The 23,591-nt window shown below is 67.0% G+C and carries 19 protein-coding genes; 8 read left to right on the plus strand and 11 right to left on the minus strand.

Annotated elements, in window-relative coordinates; genetic code table 11:
* Positions 1 to 4 precede the first annotated feature (4 nt).
* The 3 genes from Q0379_RS16810 to Q0379_RS16820 form a co-directional block, all read right to left on the minus strand.
* Positions 5 to 2,428, minus strand: coding sequence for a M1 family metallopeptidase (locus Q0379_RS16810; protein ID WP_299014102.1), 2,424 nt, complete (start codon positions 2,426 to 2,428; stop codon positions 5 to 7).
* 86 nt (positions 2,429 to 2,514) lie between these two features.
* On the minus strand, positions 2,515 to 4,512 hold the full coding sequence (locus tag Q0379_RS16815; protein WP_299014039.1) for a TonB-dependent receptor: 1,998 nt from the start codon (positions 4,510 to 4,512) through the stop codon (positions 2,515 to 2,517).
* 47 nt (positions 4,513 to 4,559) lie between these two features.
* Complete coding sequence (locus Q0379_RS16820) at positions 4,560 to 5,507, minus strand: UDP-glucuronic acid decarboxylase family protein (protein WP_299014042.1); 948 nt, start codon at positions 5,505 to 5,507, stop codon at positions 4,560 to 4,562.
* 189 nt (positions 5,508 to 5,696) lie between these two features.
* Between Q0379_RS16820 and Q0379_RS16825 the strand changes: the two genes are divergently transcribed.
* From Q0379_RS16825 to Q0379_RS16840, 4 genes are read left to right on the plus strand one after another with little or no spacing between them, the layout of a single operon-like run.
* On the plus strand, positions 5,697 to 6,626 hold the full coding sequence (locus Q0379_RS16825) for an ABC transporter ATP-binding protein (protein ID WP_299014045.1): 930 nt from the start codon (positions 5,697 to 5,699) through the stop codon (positions 6,624 to 6,626).
* A 10-nt stretch (positions 6,627 to 6,636) separates the two neighbouring features.
* Positions 6,637 to 7,374, plus strand: a complete 738-nt coding sequence (locus tag Q0379_RS16830; RefSeq protein WP_299014105.1) for an ABC transporter permease — start codon at positions 6,637 to 6,639, stop codon at positions 7,372 to 7,374.
* Between the two features lie 2 nt (positions 7,375 to 7,376).
* Entirely contained in the window at positions 7,377 to 8,540 is a 1,164-nt protein-coding gene (locus tag Q0379_RS16835; RefSeq protein ID WP_299014048.1) for a sensor histidine kinase, read from the plus strand.
* Positions 8,537 to 9,142, plus strand: a complete 606-nt coding sequence (locus tag Q0379_RS16840) for a response regulator transcription factor (RefSeq protein ID WP_299014051.1) — start codon at positions 8,537 to 8,539, stop codon at positions 9,140 to 9,142. The genes Q0379_RS16835 and Q0379_RS16840 overlap by 4 nt, the downstream gene beginning before the upstream one ends.
* 4 nt (positions 9,143 to 9,146) lie before the next feature.
* Here Q0379_RS16840 and Q0379_RS16845 read toward each other — a convergent pair whose 3' ends face one another.
* The 8 genes from Q0379_RS16845 to rhmD form a co-directional block, all read right to left on the minus strand.
* Entirely contained in the window at positions 9,147 to 10,718 is a 1,572-nt protein-coding gene (locus Q0379_RS16845; protein ID WP_299014054.1) for an MFS transporter, read from the minus strand.
* Positions 10,719 to 10,805: 87 nt separating this feature from the next.
* Entirely contained in the window at positions 10,806 to 11,915 is a 1,110-nt protein-coding gene (locus tag Q0379_RS16850) for a glycoside hydrolase family 88 protein (protein ID WP_299014057.1), read from the minus strand.
* Positions 11,916 to 11,938: 23 nt separating this feature from the next.
* Positions 11,939 to 15,703 (minus strand): beta-galactosidase, encoded by a 3,765-nt coding sequence (locus tag Q0379_RS16855; protein ID WP_299014060.1) that lies wholly within the window; start codon positions 15,701 to 15,703, stop codon positions 11,939 to 11,941.
* A 3-nt stretch (positions 15,704 to 15,706) separates the two neighbouring features.
* Positions 15,707 to 16,042, minus strand: a complete 336-nt coding sequence (gene rhaM / locus Q0379_RS16860) for an L-rhamnose mutarotase (RefSeq protein WP_299014063.1) — start codon at positions 16,040 to 16,042, stop codon at positions 15,707 to 15,709.
* 28 nt (positions 16,043 to 16,070) lie between these two features.
* Entirely contained in the window at positions 16,071 to 16,979 is a 909-nt protein-coding gene (locus Q0379_RS16865; protein WP_299014066.1) for an amidohydrolase family protein, read from the minus strand.
* Between the two features lie 17 nt (positions 16,980 to 16,996).
* A complete protein-coding gene (locus tag Q0379_RS16870; protein ID WP_299014069.1) occupies positions 16,997 to 17,764 on the minus strand; it encodes an SDR family NAD(P)-dependent oxidoreductase in 768 nt (255 codons plus the stop codon).
* On the minus strand, positions 17,761 to 18,624 hold the full coding sequence (locus tag Q0379_RS16875; protein ID WP_299014072.1) for a fumarylacetoacetate hydrolase family protein: 864 nt from the start codon (positions 18,622 to 18,624) through the stop codon (positions 17,761 to 17,763). Before Q0379_RS16875 ends, Q0379_RS16870 begins: the two co-directional genes overlap by 4 nt.
* Before the next feature lie 21 nt (positions 18,625 to 18,645).
* Positions 18,646 to 19,824 (minus strand): L-rhamnonate dehydratase, encoded by a 1,179-nt coding sequence (gene rhmD / locus Q0379_RS16880; protein ID WP_299014075.1) that lies wholly within the window; start codon positions 19,822 to 19,824, stop codon positions 18,646 to 18,648.
* A 251-nt stretch (positions 19,825 to 20,075) separates the two neighbouring features.
* On the opposite strand from rhmD, the gene Q0379_RS16885 reads away from it, so the two are divergent.
* Genes Q0379_RS16885 through Q0379_RS16900 form a run of 4 tightly spaced genes read left to right on the plus strand, consistent with a single transcriptional unit; the run spans position 20,076 to position 23,591 of the window.
* Positions 20,076 to 20,876: an IclR family transcriptional regulator gene (locus Q0379_RS16885; RefSeq protein WP_299014078.1), complete on the plus strand. Its 801-nt coding sequence runs from the start codon at positions 20,076 to 20,078 to the stop codon at positions 20,874 to 20,876.
* 27 nt (positions 20,877 to 20,903) lie between these two features.
* Positions 20,904 to 21,665: an SDR family NAD(P)-dependent oxidoreductase gene (locus Q0379_RS16890; protein ID WP_299014081.1), complete on the plus strand. Its 762-nt coding sequence runs from the start codon at positions 20,904 to 20,906 to the stop codon at positions 21,663 to 21,665.
* A gap of 4 nt (positions 21,666 to 21,669) precedes the next feature.
* Positions 21,670 to 22,812, plus strand: a complete 1,143-nt coding sequence (gene lldD / locus Q0379_RS16895; RefSeq protein ID WP_299014084.1) for an FMN-dependent L-lactate dehydrogenase LldD — start codon at positions 21,670 to 21,672, stop codon at positions 22,810 to 22,812.
* Positions 22,809 to 23,591, plus strand: a complete 783-nt coding sequence (locus Q0379_RS16900) for a rhamnogalacturonan acetylesterase (protein ID WP_299014087.1) — start codon at positions 22,809 to 22,811, stop codon at positions 23,589 to 23,591. The genes lldD and Q0379_RS16900 overlap by 4 nt, the downstream gene beginning before the upstream one ends.

A 23,591-nucleotide genomic window follows, 5' to 3' on the forward strand; every position in this document is an offset into this window, starting at 1 on the left:
CGGTTCACTTGGAGCCTTCGTCCTTCTTCGGCTCGGCGTTGGGCAGGGTCGCCAAGCTGTCGGGTTCGACCTTCAGATTGGCGTCCTTCATGCGGTTGGCGCCTTCCGGCGGCTTGGCGATCTTGAAGGTGGTCGGGACGATCGCGCCTTCGTAGACGTTGTTGCCGCGATCGGCGTCGGCCGTCTCCCACAGCGGGTCGATCTGCGCGCCCTTCAGCTGCTTGGTCGAGACATACTGCCAAGTGACCTGCTTGGAGCTCTTGCGCCAGATCTCGGCCGGAATGCGAACCGTCTCCGAGGAGCCGTCGGCGAAGTCCATCTTCAGGATCACCGGCATCACCAGGCCGCCGATGTTGCGGAAGGTGAAGCGATAGATGTTGTCCTTGAAGTCCTGGGCGGCCAGCTCTTCCGGTGTCAGGTCCTCGCGCGCCGACTTGGCCTTCTTGCGAGCGCTGTCGAACACCGCGAACTCGTCGTTCGCGTTATAGAAGTCGCGCGTCTTGGGATCGAGCTCGACGACCGTGGGCGCCTTGTTGTTCGCGGCGGTGCGCGATTCCGGCTCCTTGGCGCGCTCGGCCTTGCGAACGGAGGCCTCGGCGTCGGGATCGCCGCTGTCGAGGCGACCTTGGACGATCTTGTCCAACGCGATGTCGACGTGATCGGTCGAATAGAACCAGCCGCGCCAGAACCAGTCGAGATCGATGCCCGAAGACTCTTCCATCGTGCGGAAGAAGTCATACGGGGTCGGGTGCTTGAACCGCCACCGGTTCGAATATTCCTTGAAGGCGCGATCGAAGAGCTCGCGGCCCATGATCGTCTCGCGCAGGATGACCAGCGCGGTGGCGGGCTTGGAGTAGCCGTTCGGGCCAAACTGGATCACCGAGTCCGACTGAGTCATCAGCGGCACCTGGTCTTGGCTGACCATGTACTCGACGATGTCCTTGGGCTCGCCGCGACGCGCCGGGAACTTCTTGTCCCACTGCACTTCGGCCTGGAACTCGAGGAAGCTGTTGAGGCCTTCGTCCATCCAGGTCCACTGACGCTCGTCGGAATTGACGATCATCGGGAAGTAGTTGTGGCCCACCTCGTGGATCACCACGCCGATCAGGCCGTACTTGGCGCGTTCGGTGTAGGTGAGGGCGCCGGTCTTCTTGTCCTTCACCGGCCGCGGGCCGTTGAAGGAAATCATCGGATATTCCATCCCGCCGACCGGGCCGTTGACCGATTGGGCCACCGGATAGGGATAGGCGAAGGTGAAGTCCGAATAGACCTTCAGGGTGTGGGCGATCGACTTCGTCGAATAGGCGTCCCACAGCGGGCGGGCTTCCTTCGGGAAGAAGGACATGGCCATCACCACCGGGTGCTCGGCCTTGGCGTCTTCCTGCTTCACGCCCAGGGCGTCCCACACGAACTTGCGCGAGCTGGCCCAACCGAAGTCGCGAACGTTGCTGGCCTGGAAGACCCAGGTCTTCTCGGTCTTGGCCTTGCCCTTTTCGGCCGCCAGGGCCTCCTCGGGCGTCACGACATAGACCGGTTCGCTGGCGGTGCGGGCCTTGGCCAGACGATCACGCTGGGCCTGCGAAAGCACCGCGGCGGGGTTCTGCAGCACGCCGGTGGCGGACACCACGTGGTCCGACGGCACGGTCAGGGCCACGCGGTAGTCGCCGAATTCCAGCGTGAACTCGCCCGAGCCGAGGAAGGCCTTGTTGTGCCAGCCCTCATAGTCCGAATAGACGGCCAGGCGGGGGAACCACTGGGCGCCCTCGTAGATGCAGTTGCCATCCTCGCCCTTGCCGGTGAAGCATTCGTAGCCGCTGCGGCCGCCGACCACCTTGTTCTCGACCATGGGGAGGGACCATTCGATCGTGAACTTGGTCTCGCCGCCATTGGCCCGCACGGCGGCCGGCAGGTCGACGCGCAGCAAGGTGTCGACGACGGTGAACTTCAGAGGACGGCCCGAGGCGTCCTTCACAGACTTGATCGTGAAGCCGCCTTCCCACTCCTTGAGGCGCTGGATGCGGCGCACCTGGCCCAGGCTCATCGACTCGCCAGAGACGGTCTCGGTCATCTTGCTGATCGAGTCGCGCTTGTAGTCCTGGTCCAGCAGCAGCCACAGATAGGGCAGGTTGTCGGGCGAGTTGTTGCGATAGGTGATCGTCTCGCGACCGGTCAGGGTCTTGGTGTCTTCGTTCAGCCGCACGGCGACGTCGTAGTCGACCTTCTGCTGCCAGTAGCGATAGCCGGGCGCGCCCGAGGCGTTGCGGTAGTCGGTCGGGGTCGGCCAGTCCTCGCCCTCCAGCTGGCGGAACTTGTCCTCGAACGGCGCCTTGGTCTGCTTGATGGCGTCGGCGTGAGCGACAGAAGCGGCGAGCGCGGCCGCGATGACGCCGGCCACGGCGTAACGGATGGAACCCTTGGACAAGTTCAGCCCCTCAATTCAGAACCCTGATGAACCCCGGCGACACCTTGGCCAGGACGGTGGGGGAAATCATCCCTTTTTTCCGTCTGGAGGCGTCAGAAGTTGATCTTGATCCCGGCGCGCACAGCCCGCGGTTCCACGGGGTGGAAATGCACGTCCTCGATCCCGGCCGCCGGCTCGCCGGGCAGCCGCGAGGCGTAGAGATAGGCGATGTCGTCGCGCTTGCTGTTGGTCAGGTTCAGCACTTCGACCATCAGGCTGGCGCGGCCCAGGTCCTGGACGAACAGGGCGTTGACCAAGCTGGTCGGGCGCGAACGGACTGAGTTGTCCTCGACCAGCGGCGCGCCGCCCAGGCGGCGATAGGTCAGCGACAGGGTAGAGCCCTTCACCGGCGTCCAGTTGGCGCCGGCGGACAGCACCGAGCTTACCGCGTTGGGAATGTGGTCGCCCTCCGGCGGATCGTCCGCGAACCGCGCGTGGGTGGCGGCATAGGCGGCGGTGAAGCCCACGCTGGAAGTCGGACGCCAATCAGCCAGCAACTCCACGCCTCGCCGGCGCGTCGCGCCGCTGGCCTCGGTGAAACCGGCGTCGCCGACATAGACGAGCTCGGAGTCCACCCGCAGAGCCCAGGCGGCGGCGGTCAGGGTCAAGTCGCCGCGTTTCCAGCGCAGGCCAAGCTCCGCGCCGTCGGTGGGCGACAGCAGCGGCGCCCGCTCGGCCGTCTCACCGGTGACCGGGTCAACCGTGATCACCGCGCCGCGCGCGTCGTTGGAATGGAAGCCGCGCCCGGCGTCCGCATAGAGCTCGAAGGTCTTGGAAACCCGCCAGGCCAGGGTCAGCTTGGGGCTTACCTGCAGGTCGCTGACGGTCCCGGCGTTACGCGGATCGCCGGCGTCGACGTCCGCGCCCATGGCGTCCGCGCGCAGGCCGAAGGTCGCGTCCACCTTGCCAAACCGCCGGGAGGCCTCGCCCCACAGCGCCGTCGACCATTCGGTGAGCGCGTCCTGGCGCACCGTCGCGCGACGGACCCGCGCGGTGGTGCGGTAGAGGCCGACCTTGCCGATGTCGTCCACGCGCGCCGAGGCGCCTGTACGCGCGTTCCAGCTGTCGCCGAGGCTCCAGCGCTTGATCAAGGAGCCGCCATAGACCCAGCGACGATCAACCTGTTCGAACTGGTCGCCGTTGACCGGATCGTCCAGGAAGTAGGTGAAGTTCGAGTAGAGATCGAGCGTGTAACGCTGGACATAGACGACAGCATCCAGCCCGCGCAGCAGGTCGCGGCGCCGCGCCGACAGGATGTAGCGCGAGGTGTTCCCGCCATCGGTCGCATCGATCGCGTCCAGGCGATCCAGGACGCCGGCCTCGACCGCCCGGCGCGGGATCTGGTCGGTGGCGTTCCACTTGGCGTCATAGGCGAGGGCGGTGACGGACCAGCCACCCGCCAGCGCGCGGCCCAGCAGGTTGGTCTTCCGGAGGTCCTCGGGATTCGTCCACGCGCCGCGCGCCGTCAAGAGATCCGCGGCGACCAGCACATTGTCGGTCAGCGCTTTGGAGCCGACGGCGCGATAGTAGTCGTTCTCGCCCGCCCAGGCCTGCAGGCCGTCGCCGTGCAAGTGGTCGGCGGTCTCGAAGGCGACCGCGCCGGCGGTGGCGAAGTCGCCGTTCTCGGCCGAGTAGGGGCCCTTCTTGAAGCCAATGTCGTGGACGAACTCGGGCGTCAGCAGGTTGAGGTCCAGATAGCCTTGGCCGTGGCCGTGCGAGGGCAGGTTCAGCGGCACGCCGTCCAGCGACGCGGCCAGGTCCGTGCCGTGGTCCAGGTTGAAGCCGCGCAGGAAGTACTGGTTGGCTTTGCCCGCGCCGGAGTGCTGGGTCGCGGCGAGGCCTGGCACCGCCTCGATCAGTTCGCCGGGGCGAAGCAGGGGGCGGACGGCGAAGTCCGCGTAGGCGATGCGTCCCTCGCTGGCCGAGGTCGCGCGGCCCAGGTCGTTGGCGCGCCGCCCCCAGACCGAGATCGCCTCGACCTCCTGGGCTTGAGCGAAGGCCGGAAGTGAAATGGCCAGCAGCAGGGCCAGCGAGGAAACAGAACGCGCCATAGCCGGCTGTTACTGAGGGGGGCGGGCCGGTGCAAGGCTTGGCTTTATCAGGCCGCCTTCAGTAGGCCCTCAAAGTACTCAATGGTCTTCATCAGACCCACCTTCAGCGGCGCGGTCGGCGTCCAGTCCAGATGCTGCTTGGCCAGGGTGATGTCGGGCTGCCGCTGGCGCGGGTCATCCGAGGGCAGGGGACGGTGGACGATTTCGGACGGACTGCCCGTCAGTTCCACGACCATCTCGGCCAACTGCTTCATCGTGAACTCGACGGGGTTGCCCAGGTTGATCGGCCCCGTGACCTCGTCCCCGGTGTTCATCAGCCGGATCAGGCCGTCGACCAAGTCGTCCACATAGCAGAACGACCGCGTCTGGGTTCCGTCGCCGTACAGCGTGATGTCCTCGCCCTTCAGAGCCTGGACGATGAAGTTGGACACCACCCGCCCGTCGTTGGGATGCATGCGCGGGCCGTAGGTGTTGAAGATCCGCGCGACCTTGATGCGCAGCTTATGCTGGCGCCAGTAGTCGAAGAACAGGGTCTCGGCGCAGCGCTTGCCCTCGTCATAGCACGAGCGGATTCCGATCGGATTGACGTTGCCCCAATAGCTCTCGACCTGGGGATGGATCGTCGGATCGCCATACACCTCCGAGGTCGAGGCCTGCAGGATCTTGGCCTTCACGCGCTTGGCCAGGCCCAGCATGTTGATCGCGCCGTGGACGCTGGTCTTGGTCGTCTGCACCGGGTCGAACTGGTAGTGCACGGGGCTGGCTGGGCAGGCCAGATTGTAGATCTGATCGACCTCGACATAGAGCGGCATGGTCACGTCGTGGCGCAGCAGCTCGAAGCGCGGATTGGACAGGTTCTGCGCCACGTTCAGGCGCGAGCCGGTGTAGTAGTTGTCGACGCAGAGCACCTCGGCGCCGCTTTCGAGCAGCCGGTCGCACAGGTGCGATCCGACGAAGCCCGCGCCGCCCGTCACGAGAATTCTCTGCGTATGCATGGCGCGATTGGCCTCCCCGGGGACTCACGTCGAATCCGGTTGTAACGCGCCGCTGGTCGCGTCTCCAAGATCGGCTTTCGTGAGCGGCCGCGGCAAGGTGACGTTTGTCATGTCGGCCCGGTGACGGGCGGCACTGATACGTCGCGCCGGACGCGAGCATGTTGGCCTCGACAACGAGGGAAACCAACCATGTCAGCGAACCCATCCCGGACGCCCGTCGGACTTTTGAGCCAAGTCATCAAGCGACGGGGCTCGACCCTGGCGCTGGACGGCCTGGACCTGATCATCCGCTCCGGCCAGTGCGTGGCCCTGCTGGGCCCCAACGGCGCCGGCAAGAGCACCAGCGTGGCGCTGCTGACGGGTCGTCTGAGCCCCGACGCCGGCCAGGCGCGCCTGTTTGGCGGCGATCCGCGAGACCTCGCGACCCGTGGCCGCATGGGCGTCATGCTGCAGGAGACGGGCCTGCCGCGCACCCTGACCGTTCGCGAGCAGGTCGACCTGTTCAGCAGCTACTACCGCCAACCTCGCCCCCTGCGAGAGACCCTGCAACTGGCCGGGCTCGACGGCCTGGAGCGCCGACGCTGTGGGGCGCTGTCAGGCGGCCAGCAGCGCCGGGTCCAGTTCGCCCTGGCGATCTGTGGCCGTCCGGACTTCCTGGTCCTGGACGAGCCGACGACCGGCATGGACATCGACGCCCGCCGGGCGCTGTGGTCGGCCGTTCGCGCCGAGATCGCCCGAGGCGCGTCGGTTCTGCTGACGACCCACCACCTGGACGAGGCCGAGGCCCTGGCCGACCGCATCGTCGTCATCGATCATGGTCGCGTCATCGCCGACGGCACGCCCGAGGCGATCAAGAGCCAAGTCTCGGCGGTCGCGATCCGCTGCCGCACCCGCCTCGCCGACGCGGACTTGGCCGGCCTGGCCCGCGTGACCGGCGTCAGCCGCGACGGCGGCCGTGTCACCCTGCTGACCACGTCCGCCCCGGCCACCCTGCGCGAGCTGCTGGCTCGCGACGAAACCATCGATGACCTGACCGTCGCCGGCGCTTCGCTGGAAGACGCCGTCACCCGTCTCGTCCAAGCCGGCGCGCCGGCCCAACGTCAAACCGAGGTCGCCTAACATGTCCGCCCTGCACACCCTGGCTATCTATGGCCGTGAAGCGCGCGCCCAGATTCTCTCTACGGCGCGCACGCCCCAGTTTGTCATTCCCAGCGTCATCCTGCCGCTGTTCTTCTACGGCGTGATGGGGCTCGGCCTCAGCAAGGGACGTGAGGAGGTCGCGCACTTCATGCTGGCCAACTACGTGATCTTCGCCGCCATCGCGCCGGCCATGTTCGGCTTTGGCGCGGCCGTCGCGGCGGAGCGCGAGGCCAAGCTCATCGAGCTCAAGCAGATCGCGCCGCTGCCCGCCGGCGGCTACCTGGCTGGCAGGCTCGCCGCCGCCTTGGCCCTGATCGCGCTGTCGGTGTTGCTGCTGGGCGGCCTGGCCTGGTTCGGCGGCGTGCGGATGGACAGCTGGCGCTGGGGCGCGACCCTGGGTCTGGGCCTGGCGTCGACCGTTCCGTTCGCCATGATCGGCCTGAACATCGGCCTGCGCATGGGCTCCCAAGGCGCGACCGCGGTCGCCAACCTGGTCTTCCTGGCCTTCTCCCTGTTCGGCGGTCTTTGGATCCCGCTCAGCGCGATGCCCGGGTGGTTCGGCGACATCGCCAAGCTGACGCCATCCTACTATCTCGGGCAACTGTCCCAGATGCTGTCGGGGACGCAGCCGATGGCGAACGTCGAGCACCATGTGTCAATCCTGGTCGCCATGACCCTGGCCGCCGTCATCGGCGCCTGGATCGGCTGGCGTCGTCGGGCGGCTTGACCATGGGCTCCTGGGCGCGCGACACCGATCGGATGAACAAGGATCCGTCGACTTCGCTAGAGGGCGCGAGTGAGCGCTCCGCCCGGGCGTCAGCCGCGCCAGGGCGCGCCTACCAGGCTCGCTGGCACCTGATCTGGCTGATCTATGTTCCGTTCTACTTCCTGAGCTGGCTCTATCGGAAGCCTGGCCCCATCGAGATCGCGGCGTCACTCGCAGGGGCGGCGGGCTTCCTGGCCCTTTTCTGGTGGATCTGGCGCCAGCGGGGCCCGCCGATGCTCTGGCAGGTGATCCTGATCTTCTGCCTGGGTGTGGCGCTCTCGCCCTTCAAAGTCGGCTGGAGCGTCTACACCATCTACGCGATGTCCTTCGCCGCGCGCATGGCCCCACGGGGCGTGGCGATCCGGACGATGATCGCTCTTGAGCTGGCGTTGCTCGCGCTCTGGCCCTTGTTGCAGGCCCATAGCTTGTCGGCGTGGGTGTCGGGCCTGATCTTCGGCGTGGTCGTCGGCTTCGCCAGCCTCATGCAGACCGACATGGAGCGCAAGAACCAGGAGCTCGCCGTCGCCCACGAGGAGGTCCGCGCCCTGGCGACGACCGCCGAGCGTGAGCGGATATCCCGCGACCTCCACGACCTCTTGGGCCACACCCTGACCCTGGTCGCGATCAAGGCCGAGTTGGCCGCGCGTCTGGTCAGCCGAGACGCCGACGCGGCCGAGCGCGAGATGCAGGCGGTCGCCGCCGCCGCGCGCGAGGCGCTCAGCGAGGTCCGGACGGCGGTGGTCGGCATGCGAGGCGCGTCTCTCGCGTTCGAGCTGGACAAGGCCCGCCAGGCCCTGGCGGCCGCGAATGTGAAGGCCGAAATCTCCGCCCTGACGGTCGACGGCCATCCAGCCCAGGAGGCGGTGCTGGTCATGGCCTTGCGCGAGGCGGTCACGAACGTGATCCGGCATTCGAGCGCCACGCGGTGCGAGATCCGCCTGGAGCCCAATGCGTCCTCTCTGGTGCTCACCGTCTCCGACGATGGCGTGGGCGGCAAGATCGCGGAGGGCTCGGGCCTGAAGGGCATGCGCGCCCGGCTGGCGGCCATTGGCGGCAGCCTCAAGATCAAATCCGACAAGCGGGGCGCCAGCCTTGTCGCCACAGCGCCTTTGGAGGCCGCGTCATGATCCGGGTCGTGATCGCCGAAGACCAGAAGATGGTTCTGGGCGCGTTGAGCGCCTTGCTGGAGATGGAAGGCGACATCCAGGTCGTCGGCCGCGCCGCCGATGGCGAGCAGGCGGTCGCCCTGGTCCAGGCCGAGAAACCCGACGTCCTGATCTCGGACATCGAGATGCCGGGCCTGACCGGGATCGATGTCGCAACCCGACTGAAGACCGACGGCGCGGCCACGCGCGTGCTGATCGTCACGACCTTCGGCCGCCCTGGCTATTTGCGTCGGGCGATGGACGCGGGCGTCAAAGGTTACCTGCTGAAGGACGGGCCCAGCAGCGTGCTGGCCGCAGCGGTTCGAACCGTCGCCGCGGGCGGTCGCGCCATCGCGCCCGAACTGTCGGAGGCCGTCTGGGACGCCGAGCCCGATCCCTTGTCCGACCGCGAACGCGAGATTCTGCGCCTGGCCGAGGAGGGGCGCTCGAACAAAGACATCGCCGAGGTGCTGGACCTGTCGCCCGGCACCGTGCGCAACTATCTCTCCGAGGCGGCCCAGAAGCTGGGCGCGGCGAACCGCGTCGAGGCGGGCCGGATCGCCCGCTCCAACGGCTGGCTTTAGCCCGCTAGCTGCGTCCCCAGAGGCGTTCCCACTTCCAGCCGGTCAGGTCCTCGACGATCTGCTGGGACTCCGGCGTCTCCGCCTCGGTCGCGCCGGCGCGCAGGCGTTCGACCTCGTGGACCAGCACCTCGTGGGTGCGGGCGTTCAGGTGGAAGCGCCAGGAGATGAGCATGCCGGCGATCATCACCAGCAGCGGACCGCCGACCATGACCAGGACCAGCGCCTGAATGGCCTGGGGCGTCTGCTGGGCCAGCGGCTGCCCCTTGGGCGCGGAGACGAAGCCGCCCAAGCCGATCAGGCTGGTGGTCAGCAGGATCGCGCCGGACTGGGCGACCTTGCGGGTCAGGGTCATGACGCCGGCGAAAATCCCCTCCCGGCGCTGGCCGGTGACCGCCTCGTCGACGTCGGGCAGGTAGTTGTAGACGCCCCACGGCACGAAGTTCAGCGTCCCGCGGCCCAGGCCCGCCAGGATGATCGGGACGAACAGCCAGAATAGAACCGTCGGGCTCGAAGCCAGGTTGAAGATGTTGCCGTTCAGCGCCGCGACGCCGTCCGCGAAGCCCGCCGGACGGATCAGGTAGAAGGCCAAGAACAGCAGCAGGGCGACCCCGACGCTGGCGATCGCCATGCGGTAGGCGACCACCGGACCGGTGCGGATGATGACGCGGATGGCGATCATCACCGAGATCAGCTGGGCGACGTACATGGTCGTCATTAGCTGCGAGATGATCAGGGTCGAGCCGACCATCACCGTCGCCACGAACAGCGGGAAGGCGGTGTTGAAGATGTCCTGGCTGATATAGCCGCCCAGATACAGCGACAGGTGCTGGCGGAAGGCCTTGATCTTGAGGGTCGAGAACAGATCGCGGAACATGTTGACCGGGATCAGCGCCGCCTTGCCCCAGTCCATCGGCTCGGGCTGGATCAGCTTTTCGTCCTCGGTGTAGGGCCGCTCCCAGGACAGCAGGATCACCAGGGTCACGACCAGGCTGAACAGCACGCCGAAGATGGCGGCCATGATCAGGAAGGTGTTGGGCGAGTCCTTGCCGCCGAAGTGGTTGATGATCAGGGTCGGCAGGTAAGAGGCCAGGATCGCCGAGCTCTGGGCGACCAGCATGCGCGCGCCCGCGAACTTGGCCTTTTCCTTGTAGTCCTTGGTCATCTCCGCCGCGAGGGTTTCCCACGGGATCAGGAACATCGTGTAGACGAACTCGAAGAAGATGAAGGTCGTCAGGTAGTAGGCGAAGGTCTGGCCCGTCACGAAGATCAGGGCGAAGGCCGGCAGCAGCGGGATGGTGAGGATCAGGAAGATCTTCCGCCGCCCGATCTTCCGCCCCACCCAGGTGTGGCGGAGGTTGTCGGAGACATAGCCGATCAGCGGGCAGGTGATGGCTTCCAAGAGGCGCGGCAGGCCCAGGATCAGGCCCGTCTCCACCGGCGAGAGCCCGCAGAAGGTGATGAAGAAATAGGCCAGCCAGCCGGTGATCACCGCCTGGGCGCCGGCGCCGAGCATGTCGCCCGAACCCCAGCCCCAGTAGTTGATCCAGGTCGGCTTGCGGACGCCCGTGCTGGCCATCTGTGTTTCTTCCCGGTTGAGGGGTCTTCACGCCCCGTGGGGCCAGCTGCGAGGGCTGGACCTTAATCAATACAAAGGGTTGCGGGGCTAGATGAAGGCGCGCTGGAACTCGCCCAGCGCCAGCATGGCCAGCGACTGGCCGTAGGGCATCGAGGTCAGCGGGATGTCCTTGTAGCCCTGGATCGTGTCGAAGACCGGAGTGCCGAACGAGACCTGCTGGAGCTCGCCCTTGTCGTCGATGTTCACCAGGACGCCCTTGATCGCGCGGATCGCGACCGCCTCGTATTCCTTGCCGATGTAGCGCTTACGCACGGCCTTCAGGATGCCGTAGGCGAAGCCGGCCGTGGCCGAGGCCTCCAGGTACGAGGTCTTGTCGTTGATGATCGTGCGCCACAGGCCCGTCTCCTGGTCCTGGAACTGCGTCAACGCCTTGATCTGGGCTTCCAGCGCGTCGATCAGGAAGGCGCGCAGGCCATCGCCCGGCTTCAGGTCCAAGAGCTCGATGAACTCGGGGATGGCGATCGTCACCCAGCAGTTCCCGCGCGCCCACAGGGCGTCGGCGAAGTTGTGGCGGCCCAGGAACGTCCAGCCGTGGAACCACAGGCCGGTCTTGCGGTCGGCCAGGTACTTGATGTGGACCATGAACTGGCGCTTGGCCTCCTCGACGAAGTCGGGGCGGTCGAGCAAGAGGCCGATCTTGGCCAGCGGCAGCACGCTCATCATCAGCGTGTCGTCCCACAGCTGCTGGGGGTTCTCGCTGTTGAAGACGATGTGCTGGAAGCCGCCTTCCTCGGTGCGCGGACCCTCGTACATGACGTAGTCGGCCCAGGTCTCGAGATAGGGGATGTAGGTGTGGTCGCCGGTGGCCTCGTAGAGATAGGCCAGGGTCAGGAACGGCGAGACCGTGTTGATGTTCTTGGTCGGGGTGCCGGCCTCGAAGCGGTCGGCGAACCACCTGACCATGATGTCGAAGGCGCGCTCGTCGCCCCACATCTCGTACTGCTTCCACAGGCCGTAGAGGCCGACGCCGTGCGTCCACTCCCAGTCGTTCCAGCCCTTGGTGTCGATGACGCGGCCGTCGTCGAGGCGGAGCAGGAATTCGCCGGTCTCGTCGGTGATGTCGACCAGATTGCTGATCAGGGCGGCGATCTTGGCCTTGATGTCCTTGGCCTCGAGGCCGTGGGCGAGATTGGGCACGGGTAGTCTCCAGAAGTCCGGTATCAGGGTTTGAAATCGGGCGCCGGGACACGGGCGACGGGAACGCCGCCGCGCACGGTCCGCAGGTTGACGAGCTTGACGGATTCCAGCGCGTCGCCAGGGGCGCCGTCGCTGGTCACCGCCAGGGCGAGGGTGTTCTTGCCGCGTGGGTCAATGATCCCATTGGGCAGGACGAAGGTCCGCTGCGGGCCGACATGGGCGATGAACTGCCCCATGTTCCAGCCGTTGACGAAGATCAGCACGCGGTAGCGCTTGTTCGGCGAGCGTGGCTTGTCGGGATCGCCGATGGTCAGGCCCAGGCTCACGTCGTGATCCTTGGGCAGGGCGAGGTCGAAGCTCGTCCGATACCAGGTCGTGCCGGCGTACGGCTGGGCGGCGGCCATGTCGGCCTTGGCCCAGGCGGCGTCGGGGAAGCCCGGCAGGTGCCAGCCCTCGCGCTCGCCGTACTGGCCGCCGTTGTTCAGCGAGCCGCGCACCGGATCGGCGATGTCCTCGCCGCCCTTGTTGCCCTGGATCTTCCAGGCGATCGGGACGGCGAAGCTGTAGGTGCCGGGACCCGACAGCGAGGCCGAGACCAGGCCGCGCGCCTCCTTGTGGAAGTCGTCGGCGTCGAGGTCCCAGTTGTGGCCGTTGTTGCGGACCATGACCGACAGCACGTGCTCGCCGGTTCCGCGCAGCTCGGCGGGGATCTGGAAGGTCGCCACGCCCGTAGTGATCGGGCGGGGCAGGCCGCCGTCCAGCTCGTGCTGGCCCAGGAACCTGCCGTCCAGCCACACCTGCAGCATGCCCGCGCCGCCGGCGCCGTAGTGCAGGGTCAGAGTGTCGATGTCGGCGCGGCCTTGGTAGCGACCCCGGTACCAGACATCGCCGTTGTGGAAGCCGTAGGTGCTCATGTCGAGCGCCGGCTGGCCGGCCGGGCCGCGCACGGTTGACGCGCTGCGACGGCCCTCGGTCTTCATCCAGCTGCTGTCGTCGAACTTCGGATCGGCTTCCGGCGATCCGGGCGCGGTCTTCCAGTCGAGCTTGGCGAGGTCGGGCAGGGTGATGGGGGCCGGACCGGGCAGTTGCTTGTCGGCCAGCAGGCTGCCTGACGTTGTGGCCTTGGCCGCGAGCTTGGCGCCGTTCCAGCGGATCGCGGTAACTGCCTTGGGGGCGAAGACCTCGAGCGGGCTGTCGGCTTCCGTGTCGCCGGTCAGGCTGAGGACGCCGCCCTTGATAACGTCGCTCCGCACCAGGCCAGGGCCTCGGACCAACGCATTCTCGCGCCGCCAGAAGGTCTGGCCGGTTTCGGCGTCGGCCAGCAACAGGGTCAGGGGCGGACGGCCGCCGCCCGTTATGCGGACGCGGGCCAGGCCCTTGTGCGCGTAAGTCAGCTTCAGGTCGCCCTTCGCCGGGTCGAAGACGGATTGAACCTCGCCCTCGATCACCTCCACCTTCGGCGTGCTGGCGTATCGCAGCGCCGTCTCGCCCGCCTCGCCGGCGCGGCCGTAGAGCAGGGCTAGGTCGCCGTCGTTCCACTTCAGGTGCGTCTGGATCTCGGATGTCGAATAGACCAGCCGCTGGCCGCCCAGATCGTAGCTGGCCATCAGCATCTTGCTGTCCTGGCCCTTGATCCGGCTGAGAACGACGTACTCGCCGTCACGGGTCTTCACCTTGAAGGTGAAGAACTCGTCGCCCGTGGCGCTGCTGGGATTGTGAACCACCACATAGAGGTGGCTTCCGGTCTCGGCGTTGACGTTGTGATAGACGCGGACCTTGTCATTGGAGGGGACGACCGCCTCGCCCTTGTCCATACGGGTCAGGTCCGGGACAGCGCCGATGAAGTCGCCCATCTGCTTCATCACCCGCGCCTTGTCGCGCAGGCCACGGGCCTCGTCGATGGCCGAGCCGTAGTCGTAGGACGTGAACACCACGGGGGCCGGGAGCCAGCCCCAGCTGGTCCCGCCGTAGGTCATGTAGAAGCTCTGCAGCGTCAGGCCGTTGGCGATGTTGGTCCCGTAGAAGACCCGCTGGTAGCCCACGCCGCGGTGGATGGCGGTGCAGTCATAGTCGCCGTTGCTGCCCCAATAGTCGAACCAGCCACCGCCGAACTCGGCCAGAAAGCCGGGCGTATTGGGGCTGGCCGAAGCCCCGCCCTTGGCCCCGCCGGTCCCATAGATCCCCCAGTCGGGCGCGACGCCGGGGCTGGAGGGCGTGGAGTCGACCTTGCAACTGCCGCCCGGATAGCCGTCGAAGGCGTAGAGGTCGTTCGGCCCTTCCACCGTGCCCGGCACGTTAGAACCCTTCGGCACCCAGTAGCCGTTGCGGCCCTTGTCGTTGTGGAAGATCGGGACGGTGATCCCGTCCGCCTTGGCCTTGTCGGCCAGCCATTTCATGTAGCGCTGCTGCGGCGCGCCGACGACGTCCAGCTCGTTCTCGATCTGGTGGGCGATGACTGTACCCTGGCCGGTGGTCAATTGGTGGCGGGCGATGACGGCGTTGATCTGGGTCAGCCACTCGTCGGCGGCCGTGATGTATTCCGGCGCGTCGGTGCGGGCGCGGGCCTGCTGGTTGACCAGCCAGCCGGGGAAGCCGCCGCGCGTCAGCTCGGCGTTCACATAGGGGCCGGCGCGGGTGATGACATAGAGGCCTTCTTCCTTGGCCATGGTCAGCACGCGGTCCATGTCGCGCACGCCCGAGAAGTCGTAGACCCCCTGCTTGGGCGAGTGGTAGCCCCAGTCGAAATAGATCGCGACCGTGTTGTAGCCGCTGGCCTTCATCTTCTGGAGGATGTCGCGCCACAGGTCGGGGCTCGGCACGCGGAAGGGGTGGAACTCGCCGCCCCACGAGAACATCCGCTGGCCGTCGACCATCAGCGAATACTTGTCCCAGGTGATCTTGTGAGCCTGCGCCGGCTTGGCCGCGGCCGCCTGATCGCCGCCTTCCTTCAGCACGGTGAAGTGGCGCACCGTCCCGGACAGCTCGGGCAACTCGGTCTTCGGTGTCCAGGTGCGGAAGCCATCCTTGCTTTCGGAGTACCAGTAGCGCTTGTCCTGGTAGGCGTCGAAATAGATGCGCCAGCCGCCGTCGGGCGTGCGGGCCATGGCCGGCCCTTCCAGGAAGCGGCCCCAGCCGGCCCAGTCGCCAGTCCCCTTCGGCTGCCACGGACCGTCCAGCGACGGCGCGGTCCAGAGCTCGATGAACTTGCTGGTCTCGTTCTTGGCGAAGGCCTGGTAGAGGCTTCCCTCGCGCACCACGAAGGTGTCGATGAAGTTCGGACCTAGGCCCGCCAGCGGCTTGGGCGCGCTCCAGCTCACCAGCGCCGGATCCGAGGCGGTGATCCGGTAGGGCTGGAACTGCCCTTGTTGACCCGTGGTGGAAACCGACAGGATGAGGCTGACGGAGCCGTCCCCGTCGACGAACCATTCCGGCGCCCAGCTGTTGGTCGCGCCGGGAACCTCGACCTTGACGTCGCGCAGGAAGGTCCAGTCCGAGAGGTCCTTGCTGCGAGCCAGACCGATCGTGTCGCCCGACCAGCCAGTGGTGTAGGCGACATAGTACCAGCCGTCCGTATGCTTCATCACGCTGGGGTCGCGGATGAGGCCCCTCGGCGGCGTGTAGGCCAGCGGCTTCTTCAGCGCAAAGCGCGTCCCGTCGGCCGAGTCGTAGACGCTCATGTTCGACTGGCTGGCGTTGGTGAACGCCGTCATCGTGTAGCGGACAGGCTCCGCCAAGGCGCTCGTCGCGAGGAGCGCGGCGGTCAAACCGATAAGCGGTGACAAACGCATGCCTTAGCCCTCGAAGTAGAAGACGGGCTTCAGCGGCCACTCGACGGGCTTGTTGTCCGGGTGCACGGCCATCAGGTCGGCCATGTAGTCCCACCAGCGCTTCATCACCGGCTGCAGCGGCAGGGCGTCCTTCTTGTGGTCGGGACGCAGGCGCAGCACAGCGAAGAGGCTCATGGTCTCTTCGTCCAGGAAGATCGAGTAGTCGTACACGCCGGCGTCGCGCAGCGCCTCGGCGAGATCCGGCCAAAGCTCGTCATGGCGACGCTCGTACTCGGCCGCGACGCCCGGCTTCAGCTGCATGCGGAAGGCGAGGGGGCGGCTTTCCGTGGTCGTGCTCATGTCGTCCTCCCGTTCGGTCTTGTTCTTGTCAGTTCGGCAGCCGGTAGATCCGCCGGGCGTTGGCGGCGAACAGCGCCTCTCGCTCCTCGTCGCTGAAGCCCGCCGTGATCGCGTCGTAGGCGGCGTAGAAGGCGCCGAAGCTTCCGTGGACCTTCTCGACCGGGAAGTTGCTGGCGAACAGGCTGCGCTCGACGCCGAAGGTCTCGATGACCTGAAGGACGAAGGGCCTGAGGCTCTCGACGGTCCACGCGCGATCGATCATCGCCAAGCCGGAGATCTTGCAGCTGACATGCGGACGTTCGGCCAGCGCCGCCAAGCCGTCGCGCCAAGCCGCGAGACCCGCTTCGTCGCGGTCCGTCGGCATGCCCGCATGATTGATGACCAGCGGAATGTCCGGATGGGCGTCAGTCAGCTCGGCCGCGACCTGCATCTGCGACGGATAGAGTTGCAGGTCGAACGAGAGACCGTATTTGGCCAACAGGGCGAAGCCCTCGCGCCACTGGGCGTCCAACAGCTTGTCGGTCGGGCCGTAGGTCTTGGCCGGATCCCGGTGCCAGTTGACGATCTGGCGGATCCCCCGGACGTTTCGCCGCGCCGCATGCGCGGCCAGCATCGTCTCGACGCCCGGGTCATCGAGGTTGGCCCCAGCCACGATGCCGCCGATCACGCCGCGCTGGTCGGCGATCGACTGAAGCCAGTCGGTTTCCGAAAGCTGGTCCTTCGGCGGCAGGCCGCATTCGATGTGGACGACCTCGACGACGTTCCAGCCCTTGGCGTCGGCCAGATAGTCGTCGAGCCCGTAGGACTTGTAGGCGATCGGCGTCATGTCGCCGGCCGGATTGTTCGGCAGCGGCGTGTCCTGAAGCCAGGTGTAATAGTGCCGATCGAGGTCCCACAGGTGCATGTGGGGATCGACGATGGGACCCGCGTACGCCATGGCTCCGACCATCCCTCCTAGAACGTGGTCCGGCCGCCGGAGGTGTCGAAGGTCGCCGCGGTGGTGAAGCTGCACTCCTCCGACGCCATGAAGCAGACCATGGCGGCGCTCTCGTGGACCTCGCCCAGGCGACCCATCGGGATCTTGCCCTTCATGTATTCGACCTGGCTCGGCGGCAGCTGCTCCAGGATCGGGCTCTCGAAGGTCGCGGGGGTCAGGCTGTTGGCGATCACGCCCTTGGTCGCCAGTTCCTTGCCCAGGGACTTGGTCAGGCCGATCACCGCCGCCTTGGACGCCGAATAGGCGCCGGCGTTCGGGTTGCCTTCCTTGCCGGCCACCGAGGCGACGTTGACGATGCGGCCGTAGCCGCCGGCCAGCATGAAGGGGACCACGGCCTTGCAGCAGTAGAAGACGCCGTTGACGTTGATGTCGAAGACGCGCTTCCAGCTGTCGGTCGGATACTCGTAGACGGTGGCCGTCGCGCCGGTGATCCCGGCCGAGGCGACCAGGATGTCGATTCGGCCCAGAGCCGCATTGGCCGCCTTGGCGGCCGAGAGCACGGCGGCCTCGTCCGAGACATCGAGCGCCGTCGTGTGGCTGGCGCCGACCTCTTCGGCGGCGGCTTTCAGGCCTTCCGCGTCGAGGTCCCAGAGCGAGACCTTGCCGCCTTCGGCGACGATGCGCGCGGCGACGGCCCGACCCAGGCCCGAGGCTCCGCCGGTGACAATCGCCGTGCGCCCCGAAAAGCGATTGGCGTACACGTTCGAAGAAGGGACTGGGCTCACGCGACGCCGTCCTTGGCCCAAGAGACGACGATCTGGCGTTGCTCGCCCAGCTTCTCGATGCCCAGGCGCATTTCGTCGCCGGCCTTCAGATAGACGGGCTCGGGTTTCTGGCCCATGCCCACGCCGGGCGGGGTGCCGGTGGTGATCAGGTCGCCGGGCTCCAGGGTCATGAACTCGCTGATGTACGAGACCAGCTTGCTGATCGGGAAGATCATGGTCTTGGACGAGCCGTCCTGCTTGCGCTGGCCATTGACCTCCAGCCACATGCCGAGGTTCTGCGGATCGCCGACCTCGTCTGACGTCACCAGCCACGGACCGATCGGGCCGAAGGTGTCGCAGCCCTTGCCCTTGTCCCAGGTGCCGCCGCGCTCGATCTGGAAGGCGCGTTCGGAGACGTCGTTGATCAGCACGTAACCGGCGACATAACCCAGCGCCTCGGCTTCGGTGACGTAGCGGGCGCGCGAGCCGATCACGACGCCCAGTTCGACTTCCCAGTCGGTCTTCAGCGAGCCCTTGGGCAGCATCACCGGGTCGTTCGGACCCTGGATGCAGCTGACGGCCTTGGTGAAGATCACCGGCTCTTCGGGGATCGGCAGGTTCGACTCGGCGGCGTGGTCGGCGAAGTTCAGGCCCACGGCGATGAACTTGCTGACGCCGGCGACCGGGCAGCCATAACGGGGCGAGCCCTCGACGAGGGGCAGGGTGGTCGGGTCGATCGCGGCTAGCGCGTTCAGGCTGGCGGGCGACAGCTGGGCGCCGGTGATGTCGGACACGTGAGCCGACAGATCGCGGATCTTGCCGTCGGCGTCGAGGAGGCCAGGCTTTTCGGAGCCCTTGGGGCCATAGCGGAGCAGTTTCATAGGTCTCGCCTTGAGGGAGGACTAGCGGACGTAAGGCCGGTGCAGACCGACCTCGCGATTGAGTTCGACGCCGAAGCCCGGCGCGTCGGAGAGCTTGAGTTTGCCGTTCACCGGCACGGGCTCGCCGATCAGCTGCGGGTGGAACATCGGGACCACCTCGTCGGCTTTCGGAGCCATCATCAGGAACTCGGCGAACGGGCTGTTATGCCGCGTGATGACGAAGTGATAGCTGTAGACGCTCGAGCCGTGCGGGATCATCAGCACGCCCTTGCTGTCGGCCAGGTTGGCGATCTTGATCAGCTCGGTGACGCCGCCGCACCAGCCGACGTCCGGCTGGATGATGTCGCAGCACTCCATCTCCAGCAGCATGCGGAAGCCCCAGCGGGTGGCTTCGTGCTCGCCGGTGGTGACCAGCATGCCGGTCGGCGCGTTCTTCTTCAGGTCGCGGTAGCCCCAGTAGTCGTCGGGGCTGAGCGCCTCCTCGATCCACTTGAGGCCATATTCGTGGGCCTTATGGGCCAGCTTGGTGGCGTAGTTGAGATCCAGCGACATCCAGCAGTCGAACATCAACCAGAAGTCCTCGCCGCAACGCTCACGCATCGTGGCCAGCTCTTCGATGTTCTTGCGCAGGCCTTCCTCGCCCTCGGCAGGGCCGTGGTGCAGGGGCATCTTGCCGCCGATGAAGCCCATCTCCTTCGCCAGGTCCGGTCGCGCGCCGGTCGCGTAGAAGGTCAGCTCGTCGCGGACCTTGCCGCCGAGCAGGGCGTAGACCGGTTCCTGGCGCAGCTTGCCCAAGAGGTCGTAGAGCGCCAGGTCGACGCCCGAGATGGCGTTCACCACCAGGCCTTTTCGGCCATAGTACTGCGTCGAGAAGTACATCTGGTCCCAGATCTTCTCGACCTCGGTCGGGTCGCGGCCTTCCAGGAAGCGCGAGAGGTGCTTTTCGACGATGTAGGCGGCCGGCTCGCCGCCCGTGGTCACGGCGAAGCCGATGGTGCCGTCGGCGGCCTCGATCTCGACGACCAGCGTGCCCAACACGTTGATGCCGAAGCTTTGGCGGCTCTGCCGGTACTCAGGGTAGCGCGACATCGGCGTGGCGATGTGGTCGTCGATCCAGTGGCCCGCGCCTTGGTCGTGATAGTCGGCGCCGCCCCCGCGGACGACGAAGGCGCGGACGTGCTTGATGACCGGGAACGCCATGAACGACGAGGCTCCAACCTATTGGGCGATCGCCCTAGACGACGCCCGGGACAAGGAAGGCTCGCCCGCCGAAGATTTCGGCAAGACTGGGCGCGGTTTGGCCGCGCCTACCTCCCCAATACAACTATGACACGCTATCGGTTCACTTGGCTCTTCGGCGAGAAGAGTCGCCGTACGCCCGCTTGCCTTGCGTTCCACAATATGAGAGGTAGTGCTATAAAATGAAACGAGCGTCAAGGGGAACGGAGACGATGGCGGGGGACGATAAAACGGCGCCCAAGTCTCCGAGCGGCAGCCAGACCCTGTTCCGGGGCTTGGATCTTCTGGACGTGGTCGCGGAGTCCGGAACCATCGCCTTGCCGGCGCTGGCCAAGCAGCTGGGCCTGACCCGCAGTACAACACATCGCCTCGCCACCGCGTTGGTCGAGCGCCGGTTCCTGTCGCAGGCCCCGCGCGAAGGCTACAGCCTGGGCTCCAAGCTCCTGGAGCTCGGCTATCTGGCCAGCCAGCAGATGGACCTGCCGCGGATCGCCCGGCCGCATCTCGAAAAGCTCTGGGAAGACACCGAGGACACCGTGCACCTCGGCGTGCTGGACAACGACCGGGCGCTTTATCTCGACAAGCTGACGGGCCGCCGCCGCATCAATATCAGCTCGCGCGTCGGCGATCGTCAGCCGATCCGCTCGACGGGGTTGGGCAAGGCGCTGGTGCTGGACGAGCTGGAGGACCGCTGGCGCACGCTCTACCGCTCCGAAGGCCCGCCGGCTCCGGGCGCGCCCGACGAGGCGCAGTGGATCGACTGGATGCGCGACTACGCCCAGCGCGGCGTGGCCTTCGACCTGGAAGAGAACGAGGACCGTATCCGCTGCGTCGCCGCGCCGATCCGCGGGGCTTCGGGCCAGATCGTCGGCGCGATCAGCGTCTCGGGCGCGGCCCAGTACATGGACGACGATCGCATGAAGGCGCTGGTGGACGATGTCCGCGACACCGCCAACGCCATCGGTCGCGATCTCGGCTGGAACGGCAAGAGGACCACCGTCGGCAAGCGCTAGACGGCCAGTAACGGAGTGGGAGGAACGATGCTTCTGAAGGACAAGGTGGTGCTGGTGACCGGCGCCTCGCAGGGGATCGGCAAGGCCGCCGCGATCGGCTGCGCGCGGCACGGCGCGGACGTCGCCATCAACTACCATTCCGACGAAGCGGGCGCGGCCGACGCGGTGCGCGAGATCGAGTCCCTGGGCCGCCGCGCTATCGCCGTTAAGGGCGACGTGGCTGAGGTGGAGACCGCCGGCGCCTTCGTCCAGGCCGCCGTCGACGCGTTCGGCAAGATCGACGTGTTCGTCAACAACGCCGGCATCTGCCCGTTCCACGCCTTCCTCGACATGCCGCCCGAGGTCATGGAGCGGACGATGAAGGTCAATCTGTTCGGCGCCTACTACATGGTCCAGGCGGCGGCCAACCAGATGGTGAAGCAAGGCCACGGCGGCGCGATCATCGCCGTCAGCTCGATCAGCGCCCTGGTCGGCGGCGGCATGCAGACCCACTACACCCCGACCAAGGCCGGGGTGCATAGCCTGATGCAGTCGACGGCCATCGCGCTGGGCAAGCACGGCATCCGCTGCAACTCGGTGCTGCCGGGCACCATCGAGACCGCCATCAACAAGGAAGACCTCTCCGACGTCGCCAAGCGCGAATACATGGAAGGCCGCATCCCGCTGGGACGCCTGGGAGAGCCCGACGACCTGGCCGGGCCCATCGTGTTCCTGGCCTCGGATCTCGCCAAGTACGTCACCGGCGCGGCCCTGCTGGTCGACGGCGGCGCCTTCGTGAACCTGCAGTAGACCGATGATCGTTTCGTCCACCACGGACTTCCGCGAGGCGGCGCGGCGCAAGCTGCCGCGCTTCCTGTTCGACTATATCGACGGCGGCGCCTATGCCGAGCGGACGCTCCAGCGCAACGTCGCGGACCTCGCCGACATCGCCCTGCGCCAGCGGGTGCTCAAGGACGTGTCTGCCGGCGATCCCTCAACGACGCTGTTCGGCGTCAAGCAAGCGCTGCCGGTCGCCCTGGCGCCCGTCGGCCTGACGGGCATGTACGCGCGCCGCGGCGAATGCCAGGCCGCCCGCGCCGCCGCCCGCAAGGGCGTGCCGTTCTGCTTGTCCACCGTGTCGGTCTGCGACGTCGACGAGGTCAGCAAGGCCTCGTCCGCGCCCATCTGGTTCCAGCTCTATGTTTTGCGCGACCGGGCGTTCATGCGCGACCTGCTGGTCCGGGCGCGCGAAGCTGGGGCGACAGCCCTCGTGTTCACGGTCGACATGCCCGTGCCCGGCGCCCGATACCGCGACGCCCACTCGGGCATGAGCGGCCCGAACGCCGCCGCCAGGCGGATCGTCCAGGCGATGTTCAAGCCGTCCTGGGCCTGGGACGTCGGCGTGATGGGCCGTCCCCACACTCTGGGCAATGTCGCGCCGGTGCTGGGCGAGAACTCCGGCCTCGAGGACTTCATGGGGTGGCTGGGGGCGAACTTCGATCCGTCCATCCAGTGGAAGGACCTGGAGTGGATCCGCGACCTCTGGAAGGGGCCGCTGATCATCAAGGGCGTGCTGGATCCGGAGGACGCCAAGGCCGCCGCCGACATCGGCGCGGATGGGGTGGTGGTGTCCAATCACGGCGGCCGCCAGTTGGACGGTGTGCTGTCCAGCGTTCGCGCCTTGCCGTCGATCGCCGACGCGGTCGGGGACCGGCTGACGGTCCTGGCCGACAGCGGCGTGCGCTCTGGCCTCGACGTGGTGCGGATGCTGGCGCTGGGCGCCAAGGGCGTCCTTCTGGGCCGCGCCTTCGTCTACGCCCTGGCCGCGCGCGGCGAGGCGGGCGTGACCCAGCTGCTCGACCTGATCGAGAAAGAGATGCGCGTGGCCATGGCCCTGACGGGCGTCCGCGACGTCGCCAGCATCGATCGGTCCATCCTCGCGGAGCTGAAATCGTGATCGCCGCGCTCGCCTTGGCCGCCGCCTTGGCGGCCGCGCCCCCGCCCTCTGGGCCACGCATCGTCATCGCCAGCGATTCCACCGCCGCCAACTACAGCGCCGACCGCTACCCGCAGATGGGGTGGGGCATGGTGCTGAAGTGCTCGCTGGACCCGAATGTGGAGGTCCTGAACCTGGCGCGCGGCGGCCGCTCGACCAAGACCTTCATCGAGGAGGGGCTGTGGGACCAACTGGTCGCTCAGCTCCGCCCCGGCGACACCGTGCTGATCCAGTTCGGCCACAACGACGCCGACACCAAGAAGATGGAGCGCCATACAGATCCGAACGGCGCCTACGACGTCAATCTGCGGCGCTTCGTGGCCGACGTCCGCAAGGCCAAGGCGACGCCGGTGCTGGTCACCCCGATCGCCCGCTGGATGTGGGAGAACGGCGAACCCAAGGACGCCCACGGGCCCTACGCAGCGACGATCCATCGCGTGGCTGCGGACCTGAAGGTTCCGCTGGTCGACCTCGACGGCGACATGATGGCGGCGCTGAAGGCGAGGGGAGAGCTCGCCTCGCAAAGGCTCTACCTGCAATACAAGCCCTATGACCACGTCGCGCGCTATCCCGAGGGGATCGCCGACGACACCCACATCAACGAGCAGGGGGCGCGTCTCGGCGCGGCGCTGGTTGCGACGCGGCTGGCGAGCCTGAAGTTGCCGATCTCGCGTCACGTTCAACCGGCGTCCGTCGCCGGCCAGCCGCGACTGGGCGGCCCCAGCTGTCCGGGAGACTGA

Source organism: uncultured Caulobacter sp. (genome assembly GCF_937900395.1).
Classification (GTDB): domain Bacteria; phylum Pseudomonadota; class Alphaproteobacteria; order Caulobacterales; family Caulobacteraceae; genus Caulobacter.